This is a genomic window from Paenibacillus kribbensis, assembly GCF_002240415.1.
In the GTDB taxonomy this organism is placed as follows: domain Bacteria; phylum Bacillota; class Bacilli; order Paenibacillales; family Paenibacillaceae; genus Paenibacillus; species Paenibacillus kribbensis.
This window is the reverse complement of sequence record NZ_CP020028.1, coordinates 3,169,657-3,181,938: the sequence shown is the minus strand read 5'-3', so window position 1 is coordinate 3,181,938 and position 12,282 is coordinate 3,169,657. Positions and strand designations below refer to the sequence as shown.

At 51.1% G+C, this 12,282-nt stretch carries 8 protein-coding genes; all 8 read left to right on the top strand.

The window, feature by feature from the left end; all coding sequences use genetic code 11:
• Window positions 1-139: 139 nt before the first annotated feature.
• The 8 genes from folE2 (at window position 140) to B4V02_RS14005 (ending at window position 12,236) form a co-directional block, all read left to right on the top strand.
• A complete protein-coding gene (folE2, locus tag B4V02_RS14040) occupies window positions 140-1,054 on the top strand; it encodes a GTP cyclohydrolase FolE2 (protein WP_094155281.1) in 915 nt (304 codons plus the stop codon).
• A 168-nt stretch (window positions 1,055-1,222) separates the two neighbouring features.
• The gene (locus B4V02_RS14035) at window positions 1,223-2,632 is read left to right on the top strand and encodes an aspartate aminotransferase family protein (protein WP_094155280.1); all 1,410 of its coding nucleotides are present in this window, start codon (window positions 1,223-1,225) and stop codon (window positions 2,630-2,632) included.
• A 12-nt stretch (window positions 2,633-2,644) separates the two neighbouring features.
• Window positions 2,645-4,114 (top strand): MDR family MFS transporter, encoded by a 1,470-nt coding sequence (locus B4V02_RS14030; RefSeq protein ID WP_094155279.1) that lies wholly within the window; start codon window positions 2,645-2,647, stop codon window positions 4,112-4,114.
• Window positions 4,115-4,137: 23 nt separating this feature from the next.
• A complete protein-coding gene (locus B4V02_RS14025) occupies window positions 4,138-6,105 on the top strand; it encodes an IucA/IucC family protein (protein WP_094155278.1) in 1,968 nt (655 codons plus the stop codon).
• Window positions 6,102-8,033, top strand: a complete 1,932-nt coding sequence (locus B4V02_RS14020; protein ID WP_094155277.1) for an IucA/IucC family protein — start codon at window positions 6,102-6,104, stop codon at window positions 8,031-8,033. The genes B4V02_RS14025 and B4V02_RS14020 overlap by 4 nt, the downstream gene beginning before the upstream one ends.
• Entirely contained in the window at window positions 8,027-8,788 is a 762-nt protein-coding gene (locus B4V02_RS14015; protein WP_094155276.1) for an HpcH/HpaI aldolase family protein, read from the top strand. The genes B4V02_RS14020 and B4V02_RS14015 overlap by 7 nt, the downstream gene beginning before the upstream one ends.
• Window positions 8,789-8,812: 24 nt before the next feature.
• Window positions 8,813-10,045, top strand: coding sequence for a type III PLP-dependent enzyme (locus tag B4V02_RS14010; RefSeq protein ID WP_094155275.1), 1,233 nt, complete (start codon window positions 8,813-8,815; stop codon window positions 10,043-10,045).
• A gap of 115 nt (window positions 10,046-10,160) precedes the next feature.
• Entirely contained in the window at window positions 10,161-12,236 is a 2,076-nt protein-coding gene (locus B4V02_RS14005) for an IucA/IucC family protein (RefSeq protein ID WP_094155274.1), read from the top strand.
• Window positions 12,237-12,282 lie beyond the last annotated feature (46 nt).

Here is a 12,282-nt window from a genome sequence, read left to right as displayed (position 1 = left end):
GTTGGAGAGAGGATTATAAAGGTTTACCGTGTGTTTATTCTGTAGTAATATATATTAATCGTAATTATTACAATTAAAGGCGTGATGGTGAAACAGCCTCTATTAGCCTTGGGCAATCATAATTGAAGGAGTTATCAGCGTGAGAGAAAACAGAGTAACCTCGAAACTGCCTTCCAAGGCAGAGCGTCATCGGCTGTTCGGTTCGGTGGACCCTACTCCGGGAGATAAACCCACATTGAAAGAGCATATGTCCGATTTGCAAAATGAGCAGCGCAACTATTTGTTCGACATTGAACAGGTGGGCATCGCCAGAGTAAAGCACCCTATTACCGTGGAGGCGGGTTTAGCCCCTGCTTCACAGGTAAGCATCGGAACCTTTAAGCTAACAACCTCGCTGAATCGTGAGGCCAAAGGAATTAACATGAGCCGCCTGACAGAGCACTTGGAGGAGTATCGGCAGCAGGGTGGAACAACGGATTTGGCACAGCTCATCCGTTTTACAAAAGGTTTGACCGCGCGGATGAATCAGGAACGGGCTGAGCTGGAGCTTTCGTTCCCGTGGTTCTACGAACGGCGCTCCCCTATGCTGGGGAAAACGGGACTAAACCATGCCGAGGGGTTAATCCGAATCAGCTATGAGGAAGGACGGGGAAGCTGTGTGGTGGTTGGCCTGACGGTGGCGGTAACAACTTTGTGTCCATGCTCCAAGGAAATCAGCGAATACAGCGCCCACAATCAGCGTGGCGTAGTAACGATGGAAGCGCACATAGATGAACTGGATATGGAGCAGGACTGGAAGGTCATGCTGCTGAATGCAGCAGAATCTAATGCCAGCGCTCCGCTGCATCCGATTCTTAAGCGCCCGGACGAGAAGGCGGTAACTGAAAAAGCGTATGAAAATCCGCGTTTTGTCGAGGATATGGTGAGGCTAATTGCTGCTGATTTGGTCGAGCTGAAGGCCGTTCGTGCCTTCACGGTGGAGTGCCGAAATGAAGAATCCATTCATCTGCATGATGCCATAGCGAAAATTTCATATAAAAAACCACGTTCCTGATTCTTCAGGAAGGAAAGCCACAGAACCACGGTGAAAATGGTCGAAATGACGATTTTGCTGTGGTTTTTTATTCTATTTTAGGAATTAAAAATAGTTTTTGTCCAAATTCCGGTCTGAAATGTCCATGGAATCAGGATATTTATTCCATATAATAAGGAGGTGAATCAAATGAAAATGATTATCAATATCAAAGGAGTGATCGAGTTGTCAAAAGCTGCAACTGCTATCTCGCAAAACACCCGTTACCTGGAAAGCCAGGCTGCGCGGGAATCCAATGCCAGATCCTACCCCCGGCGTATTCCGATAGCCATCGCCGAAGCAGAAGGCATCTATGTCAAGGACATGGATGGAAAAAACTATATTGATTGCCTGGCCGGGGCCGGAACTTTGGCACTCGGTCATAACCATCCAGTGGTCCTGGAAGCGATCAGAGAGCTGCTGGATCAAAAACGACCTCTGCATACGCTGGATTTGACCACGCCAGTGAAGGAGCAGTTTGTAGAAGAGCTATTCGCCAGTCTGCCTCCTGAATTTGCCCGTCAAGCCAAAATCCAATTTTGTGGTCCAACCGGAGGCGATGCGGTGGAAGCCGCGATCAAGCTGGTCAAAACGGCTACGGGGCGCCGGAGCATTTTTTCCTTCCAAGGCGGTTATCATGGCTCAACCCACGCGACGATGAGTCTCAGCGGGACTTTGGGACAAAAAGAGCGGGTGCAGGGCTTGATACCGGATGTTCATTTTATGCCCTATCCCTATGCGTATCGGTGCCCATTTGGAGTAGGTGGAGAGCAGACGCATGCGCTTAGCAGTCGTTATATTGAGAATCTGCTGGATGATCCCGAGAGCGGAATCGTTACGCCATGTGCTTTTATTCTGGAGATAGTTCAAGGGGAAGGCGGCTCCATTCCTGCGCCTGTTGAGTGGATTCGGGAAATTCGCCGCATTACCAAGGAACGGAATATCCCGTTGATTATTGATGAAGTCCAGACCGGACTTGGACGTACAGGCAAGTTGTTTGCTTTTGAGCATGCGGATATTATCCCCGATGTACTGATCTTGTCCAAAGCGATTGGCGGCAGTCTGCCGCTGTCGGTGGTTATTTATAACGAAGCACTGGATGTATGGAATCCGGGCGCGCATATCGGTACTTTTCGTGGCAATCAGATGGCCATGGCTGCCGGACTGGCTACGCTGAAATATATAAAGGAGTACTATATACCCGACCATGCTGCAGCCAGAGGCGAACAATTCATGAACCGCCTGAACATCTTGAAGCAGCAAATAAGCTGCATCGGAGATGTACGCGGCCGGGGGCTTATGATCGGGGTAGAGATTGTGGACGACCGACAGTCGGTGGATCATTTGGGACATTATCCAGCCCACAAAAAGCTGGCTGCTCGAATACAGCAGGAATGCCTGAAACGTGGACTTATTTTGGAGGTTGGGGGAAGGCATTCTGCCGTGATCCGCTTTTTACCGCCGCTGATTGTGACCGAGCGCCAAATTGACGACATATTTCTTATTTTCAATGAAGCGGTGCATGCAGCCTATGCCGGGTTGCAGCACGAACACGACTAAGCAGGCTACGGGATGAAAAACCATGCTGTGGCTAAGCAATGGAAGGTCGTCATCACGGTGATGCTCGGCACCTTTACGGTTTTGCTGAATAACAGTTCGCTGAATCCGGCGATTCCGTCCTTCATTAAGGTGTTCGATACGAACGCTGCCACGGCGAGCTGGCTCATTACCATTTTTCTAATCACGATGGGGATGACCATGCCTTTAACCGGGTATTTGGCGGATCGCTTTGGAAAAAAGAAAATCTACCTGAGTGGACTTGCACTTTTTGTTACAGGCTCCTTACTCGGTTCGATATCGTGGGGGCTCGCCGCTGTAATCATGTGTCGTGGACTGCAAGGGATAGCGGGCGGGCTGATGATTCCGTTGTCGCTGGCGCTGATTTTTGAAGCTTTTCCCAAGGAGGAACGCGGCAGGGTTACGGGAATATGGGGGATTGCAATTATGGCCGCCCCGATGCTCGGGCCTACAGTTGGCGGAATTGTTTTATCGCTCAGCAGCTGGCAGGTACTTTTCCTTATGAATGTGCCAACTGGATTGCTGGGATTGCTGCTGGGAATACGCTACTTGGCCGCCACACGTGGCAATCTGTCTCGCACCTTTGATCGCAGCGGATTTATAACGATCACCTTGGGGGTAGGATTCATTCTGTTTGCGCTGGGCAGAACAACGACGGCGGCAGATGTAGTTGACCCGCTGCATATGTTGCTGTTCCTTGCCGGAGCGATTTTGCTGGTGATATTTGTACGAATGGAGCTGATCAAGGAACAGCCCTTGCTGAATGTACACATTTTTAAAATACCTACCTACAGCCTCAGCGTAATCGTGGCGAGTGTACAGGCGATTGCGATGTTTGGCAGCATTTTTCTGGTTCCGATGCTGGTTCAACAAGTATATGGCTATGACGCCATGATGACAGGACTTGTGTTTTTGCCTTCTGCTATATGCACAGGCTGGTTCGTCACCCTTGCAGGCAAGCAACTGGATCGCAAGGGGCCTAAAGGGATTATCAGCACTGGACTTATCCTCACGTGCGCGGCTACAGCGTTGCTCGGTATGCTCCAGCTCCATTCACCGCTCTGGGTCATTTTTGTCCTTATGATGCTGCGGGGAATTGGATTGGGTCTGTCCAATATGCCTGCCACCACCGCCGGATTGAATGCGATTCCCGATAAGCTTGTAGCCCAAGGCTCGGCGATGAATAATGTGATGCGCAGACTGACCTCCTCGCTTGGAATGGTCGTCATTTCGATTTATTTTGAGGTTCGCAAGGCTCAGCTGCTGGTGGCGGGGTATTCGGTGGAAACGGGGACGCTGCAAGCGATCCGGGAAGGTTTTATTGGAATGAGCATACTCATTTTACTTACGATTCCCGCCGCTTTTTTCCTCAAGCCACCCGCATTCCTTCCTGAAAAAGAAGCGCGTCGTACATCCCGTGATGCCTCGGAAGTGAAAGCGCCTGCGTCTGTACCTAAAGCTTGAACAGGAAGGGAGAGGATAAATACATGCTGACACAATCAAAGGAGGCTTCCGCTGCCGCTGAAGAACGGCCCAAGAGTAGAATATGGGCGGAACAAGCGACACTGCGAGCCTTGGTTAACAGCTATCTGCGGGAAACGCAGCAATTTGACCCGAGAATGGATGCGGTGGCACAGGATATGAGGGTGATTCTGCCACGGACCGGGCGACAGGTCAGAGGTACGCTGCTTCATTTTTCTGCGACCGGACAACATGTGTATGGGAAAGAGTGGTACGAGGCGGAGGAAGAAGGAGCCGGCAGACTGCTTGAGATGGATGAGATCATACAATGGCTGCTGGACGAGCTGGGCTACCACGCCAATCCCGAGCAGCGGGAAGCGGAGCAGCAAAAGATGAAGCAGCGCATTCGCAACAGCCTGCACAAAATGACGCTTTTTATGGATAAGCATCTGAAGCTTGCAAGCGAGAGCAGGACCGAATCCTCAAGTAAGGGAGATCGGCTGGCGTATGTCCGCTCGGAACAGTCTTTGCTGATCGGACATCCCTTTCATCCTTTTCCGAAAAGCACGGAGGGTTTTGCCGATGATGAGCTTTCATTATACAGTCCCGAGATGAGCGCGGTGTTCCAGCTGTATTACTTTGCGGTTCATGAGGATAACGTGCAGGAGGAATGGATTGGTGAAGAGTACCGCAGGGACGCCATTGACCCGTCTGTACGGCTCCATGCCGAGCGCCAATGGGGAAAGGAGTTGGAACGCTATTGTATGTTGCCTATGCACCCTTGGCAGGCTGAGCATGTGTTGCGGGAACCGTATATTCAAAGCCTGATACGACAGCGGCAGCTGATTCCTATGGGAGCGCTAGGTCCTGTTTTTTATCCGACTTCTTCAATAAGAACAGTGTGGAATATAGAAACCGGAAATGGCTACAAGCTGCCGTTGCATGTCCGAATTACGAATCTGGTGCGCGATAATACGCAGGAACAGGCTCGGCGTACCTTGGACGCTGCGAAGGTCATCCATGATCTTTCAGCCGAATGGTCATCCCATATCCAATCCGAGGGCTTCAAGGTGCTGACAGAAACGGGTTATAGCCGTGTATGCTTCAAGCCGAATAACGAGACAGAATGGGCGGGAAGTTCGGATGCAAAATATGATGCCGGACAGGAGTCTGGTCCAGTGGCGATAGAAGAAGGAACAGCAGCGGTTCACGAGCTGGAGCAGCTGTCGGACCAGTTTACAGTTCTCTACCGTCCGATGGACTTGAACGCTGAATCAACCTATGTCATGGCATCCTTGCTGGAGCCGCTGCCGGGTGAACAGGAGCCGCGGCTGATTGGAGTGATTCGGGACCATTCTCCGAGTAACGTTGGAGAGCAGCCGAACCTGTCAGCATGGCTGGAACGGTATCTCCACGTATCCATGGTACCCATGCTACGTTTGCTTGCGGTGAAAGGGATCGCCTTCGAAGCCCATGTGCAAAATTCGCTCCTGTCCCTTCAGGACGGAAGGCCGGAATGCTACTATGTACGTGATTTGGAGGGTGTGAGTATTGTGCGTGAACAGGCTGAGGCAGCCGGATGGATCGGTTCACTGATTTCTGAGGATAGTCCTGTCCTATATGGTGCACAAGAGCCGTGGCTGCGTACCCGCTATTATTTTTTTGTGAATCACTTGGGTGCTTTGATTCATGCCCTTGCGGTTCATCAACAGCATAGTGAGCAGGAGTATTGGGGAGTGGTTCGCAAGGTGCTGGAGCAATTAAAGGAGCAACTAGAAGCACAGGAAGAAGTACAAGTACAACAGGAACGGGAAACAGGCTCGAAGCAAGGTGCAGACGCTCGTGTACGTCTAGCTGCCTATATCCAGGATTTATTGACTAATCCTGCACTGCCTGCCAAAGCCAATTTTATAAGCTGCTTTCAATCCAGAGGGGATACACCTTCGTTTATCCCGATTCCTAATCCAATTCAGATTCGTGAGGTGACTTCATGACGATAACGAACATTCCTGGAACTAACAATTCAGTAACTAATAATTCTGGAACTAACAATTCAGATAACTTGCCCACAAGCAATCTTTCTGCAACTTCCTCTGGCACCGCTTCGACCACTCAGCGCTTTATTCAAGCGCTTCGTTCAGATGCCTTTGTACAGGTGGAGCAGCGCATCATCCGACAACTGATTCAGGCATTGTTATATGAAGAAATTTTGCCCTATGACACTCGCGACGATGCTGTGGAAGATGGCTGCCAGCATTATATATTATACGGCAAGAACACTACAGGGCAGCCCGTTCAATATCGTTCTGTTGGAAAACGAATGGACAGCTTTGGGCGTATTCGGCTGGCTCGTATTCCAGTCATACGGGTCGGGACAGACGGAAGCGAAACGACGGCTGCGCTGGCAGATTTTGCGAACGAAGTCCTCAGCGCCGCACAGCAGGGAGAGCGACTTCAACGCTTTATAGAAGAGCTGGAGCAAACTTTGCTCAAAGATGTGCAGGCGCAAAGTTATTTGACAGCGCCATCTCTCGCAGATGACCAGCGTCGATATGATGAGCTGGAAGGCAATTTGGGAGACGGCCATCCGTATCATCCATGCTATAAATCCAGGATTGGATTCACGCTGACAGATAATGAGCAGTATGGCCCCGAGTTCAAGCAGCCGATTCGTCCTGTGTGGCTGGCCATTGCCAAAAGCCACAGCCGGGCCGGGCAATCGCAGGCGATTGATGATGAAGCATTTATTCGCCAGGAACTGGGAGAAGGCGAATTTGCACGCTTCCAAGCCTTGTTGACCAGCTATGGTCAGCAACCGGAGGCTTATCGGCTCATGCCTGTGCATCCGTGGCAGTGGCAGCAGGTCATTTTGCCCCGCTTCCATCAAGAGCTGGCGGAGCAACAGATCATATGGCTCGGTGAAGCAAGCGATGTGTATCAGGCGCAGCAGTCGATCCGCACATTGTCCAACCGAACGACACCGGAGCGCGCTTATGTGAAGCTGTCGCTCAGTATTACAAACACCTCCACCAGCCGGATCATGGCTGGACATACCGTACTGAACGGGGCGCTTATCACGGACTGGCTGCATGGGCTGCTAAAGCACGATGAATACGCCGTTCAACAGGGATTCTTTGTTTTGCGTGAGGTTTTGGGTATCACATTTGACTATGAGCAGCTACCCGAATACCGTCAGGCGAAAACGTATGGCTCGCTGGGGACGGTGTGGCGAGAAAGCATTCACGGCTATTTGCAGCCGGATGAGGACGCGATACCTTTTAACGGATTATGTTATGTGCAGAAAAACGGGGTTCCGCTCATTGATCCATGGGTACAGCAATTCGGAGTAGAGGAATGGACTCGCCGGGTTCTGGAAGCGACCATATCGCCGCTTATTCATATGCTGTATGCGCATGGGATCGGTATGGAATCTCACGGTCAGAATATAATTTTGCTTCATCGAAACGGACAGCCAACGCGGGTGGCACTTAAGGATTTTCATGATGGCGTCCGGTTTTCCGTGAACCATCTGACGGAGCCGGATCAATGTCCACATCTTCACCCTGAGCCGCCAAGTCATGCCCGTATTAACCGTAATTCGTTTATTAAAACGGGTAATCCGGAGGATGTACGCGATTTTACTTACGATGCTTTTTTCTTTATTGCAGCCGCCGAGCTGGCGATGTTTCTTGCCGGGCATTATCAACTGGACGAGCAGCGATTTTGGCAGATGTCTGCGCAGGTCATTCATGACTATCAGCGCCAGCATCCTCAGCATGAGGAGCGTTTCCGCCTGTTTGACTTGTTCGCCCCAACCGTGCAGATTGAAGAACTGATGAAAAGACGTCTGCTCGGGGATGAGGATCTTCACTTCAAGCCAGGGATCAATCCGTTGTATGCACACCGGGAGCCTCAATGCTAACGATCAATCGGCTTCAGGAGAAGCTGCTGAAAGGGCAGGAGGTATTCGGGCTGATTGCCTCCATCCCGGCGGCGCTTACGGTCGAAATGATCGGACATGCCGGATATGACTTTGTCATTATTGATATGGAGCATGTCATGATCAATCCCGAGACCGTAGAGCATATGATCCGTGCTGCCGAAGCCGCACAAATCACGCCCTTGGTGCGTGTACCCGAGGTCGATGCCAAGGAAATATTGAGGGTGCTGGACAGCGGAGCACAGGGAATCGTCGTTCCGCATGTGGAGAGCAGGGAGCAGATGGTGGAGCTGGTACAGGCTGCAAAATATAGCCCGGAGGGCAAGCGAAGCCTGAACAGTGGCAGACCTGCCGCATTTGGCAAAGGAAGTTTGGTGGATTACATGAAGCAGGCCAATGATCAGATCATGCTGGTGCCGATGATTGAGAGCGAACTAGGCGTGGAGCGTATCGCAGATATTTTATCCGTACCAGGCCTTGGCATGGTGCTGGAAGGAGCCGCAGATTTATCGCAATCGTGCGGTGTGCCATGGCAGACCGATGCGGCGATTGTGCAGGAGGGTCTACAGCGGGTCTTTGAAGCTTCACGGGAAGCAAAGGTTCCATACTGTGCCATTCCGCGAAAGGCTGGGGAATACGGTGCATGGATAGAACAAGGGGTTCATGCCTTCGTGCTGGGTGATGAGCGGGGAATTGCTTTTCGTGCCTTGCAAGCAAGAAGGTCTGACCTATACTAGTTCTCAATATAAAGGAGGATGAACATGAGTCAGCTTGTTACAGCACTGTCTGGAGGGCAGGTCGTTTCGTATGTGGAAAAGCTTATCCAGCAAAAGCGGGAACGAGAGCAGCAACCCGTATGCGCCTATATCTATGACCTGGGCGCACTGAGGGAACGGGCACAACGTTGTGTGAGCAGCTTGCCTGATGATTGCAGTTTGTTTTACGCGGTCAAAGCCAATCCCGATCCTCAGTTGATCGCCAGTCTGCTTCCCATTGTGAAGGGCTTTGAAGCGGCATCCATCGGAGAAATTCGTACCATCCGTGAGGTATCAGCCGACGTGCCGATTATATTTGGCGGTCCGGGGAAAAAGGACGCTGAAATTGAGGAAGCGCTGGAACGGAATGTGATGCTGATTCATGCCGAAAGTTTGCATGAGCTGCAGCGTATCGGCTGGATTGCAGAACGCAGACAGCAGCGTGTAGCTATTTTGCTGCGCATTAATTTGCGGCGTACTTTGCCAGAGGCGAGCATTACAATGTCCGGTCGGCCTACTCAATTTGGCATAGATGAAATTCAAGTGCCGGAAGCAATCCGACTTGTTCAAAGCCTGCCGTTTGTACAGCTGGAGGGTTTTCATATGCATTCCCTGTCCAACAATCTGGATGCCCGGCTGCACGCCCGTATGGTAGCTACGTATTTGCAATGCGTGCAGACCTGGATTCAGGAGCATTCCCTGTCCATCCGTTATCTGAATGCTGGCGGCGGCTTCGGCATTTCGTATACCGATCTGGAGCGCAGGTTCGAATGGAATGATTTTATAGAGGAATTGCAGCAAGTATTGGAGGACTATCGTATCCCCGGCGTCCAGCTGATTTTTGAGTCCGGGCGCTACATCGTGGCGCACTGCGGGTATTACGTCGCAGAAGTGATCGATCTCAAAACCAATCATGATCAGCATTACGCCATTATTCGCGGGGGAACCCACCACTTTCGTTTGCCGGTATCGTGGCAGCATAATCAGCCCTTTGAGGTGATTGCTGTGGATGATTGGCCGTATCCTTTCCCGCGAACCGAGCGGCGACAGACATCGGTGACGATTGCAGGAGAGCTCTGTACCCCCAAGGATGTGCTTGCACACGAGGTGCACGTAGAGCATTTGCGGATCGGAGACGTTTTGCTGTTCCACATTGCCGGAGCCTACGGCTGGACGATTTCGCATCATGACTTCCTCAGCCATCCCCATCCGCATTTCTACTATATAAACCAAACTTGAGAGTTACCTTTAGTGCCACTACGCAGCCGGAGAGTGTGCTTCCCATGGCCACCGTCCCAGAGGCTATAAAGGTGATAAAAGCAGCACAAACATAAAGAAGGAGGAATGAATCTGTATGAAGTCCACATTAAACACGAACCCGGTGCTTTCATCCGAAGAAGCAACGCGTCTGCACAGACAAAAACAGGCTGAAAGCCAGGTTATGCAGGATCTTGTAAACACATTGCTGGCGGAAGGGTTTTGGGAGCGTACCGATGTTGAACTGTTGTCTATCCCGCAATGGCAAAACGACTATGCTAGCGTTCAGGCTGAATTAAGCGACTTGTTTTCTTTTAAGGAGAATGAAGCTGCTGACTCCAATGGGGATACGGCTGCAAATGGCGGTCCGATTAGCCTTTACCGCTGGTGGGTGGATCGGGAGCAGCAGCACAGTATCTTATTCCCTGTACACGCTGCGGTGGTTCAGCCCTATCGCTACCTGCGGTCAGGTGGAGTGTGCGAAATTCAGCGGCAGCCAGAGGGAGAAGAATTCCATGCCAAATGGCTTCACCCGGTGACGCTGATGCAGCGTGTAATTGAGGAATGTCTGGACGAGGAATATCGTCGTCAGGAAGGAGTAGGGCGGTTTGTCCAGCTACTGGAGCAGACAATTGAGCAAACTGCATGGTCGCTGGATAGCGGGCTGGGGGATGACAATATCCTGGGAATATCGCCCACTGAGGCTTTTCAACGCCTGGAACAGCATTCCTCATTGCGTGATCGCCCTTTTCACCCCGTATCCAAGGCTAAAACAGGCATGAACGAGCAGGACTATCGAAAATATATCGCTGAATTTGGACAGGATATCACGCTAAGCTGGGTAGCACTTCGCAAGGACGCGATAATGACCGGAGTGGGCATCACACAGGGGCCTCATTTTGCGGACACAGAAGCAGGAGCGACGGCAGCCGAAGCTGAACCGGGTATACAACGTTCATATGCTGGACAGCAGCCTGACGACCTTCTTCTGTCCAGCTCCGAACGTCAGCTGGTAGAGCAGGAGATGCAGGAACGCGGACTGTCTGCGGATTATATCGCGATACCCGTTCATCCGTGGCAGCTCACGCATATACTGCCCCAACATCTGCACGCCGAACAGGCAGACAAAGTGTGGATTCCGCTGGATGTAAAGGCCGGAGCCTTTCAGGCGACCTCGTCTGTACGCTCCTTGTCTCCGAAGGATGGTGGTCCCAATTATGTGAAGCTGCCCTTGAGCGTGTTCTCACTGGGGGCATCCCGCTATTTGCCTGCTGTGAAGCTGATTAACGGGGATCGCGGACAAGCTTTATTGCAGCAGGCCAAAGCACGTGACCCGCAGCTTCAGGAGCGATTGTTTTTATGCGATGAAGGCTCCTGGTGGGCTTATATGCCGCAAAATGGCAGCCTGTATGATGATCCGCCCCGGCATTTGGCGGCGATGGCCCGGATGTATCCGCACGAATTAATCCATGATCCTGCCGTGCGCCTCATTCCCATGTCTGCACTGGCTGCAAGGCAGCATCATTTTTTCAGGGAATGGGCTGCTGAACGCGGACTTCCTGACACGGCAGCTTCGGTAAAACAACTATTCGGTGAAGTATGCCTGACGTTTTTTGAAATTATGCTGCGCCTGTACCGCATCGGGCTCATGCCCGAGATCCATGGGCAAAACTGTGTGCTGGTTTGGAAAAACAGAAAGATAGAACACATTTTACTGCGCGACCATGACTCTGTGCGTCTGCATCTACCCTGGCTGACAGAGCATGGGATTGCCGATCCTGAATATCAAATCCGCCCTGGCTATTCCAACAGTCTGTACAATGAAACACCAAAGAAATTGCTATTCTATCTGCAAACACTGGGCATTCAAGTTAATTTGTACGCGATTATAGATACACTTTCAGATATTTATGGCATAGACGAACCGTCTCTGTGGTCTGTATTAAGGCAACAATTGGAGAACGCTATCCACCACGTGCCCTTCAAGGCTGACGTTCGCCGGGAGATCAAGCAAATGGTATTTGAAAATCCGGAGTGGCCGCTCAAGCTGCTGGTGAAACCTTTGCTGGAGCAATCTGGTGTACCTGGCAGTATGCCGTCTGGTCAAAGCCGTATACAGAACCCGTTTTATCATTTGAATATGGCTCATGCCCAAAATGTAGATCCTTTATAAGCTTGAGCGCAATTCCATTTTGCAAAATCCGACCCAGTCTATATAT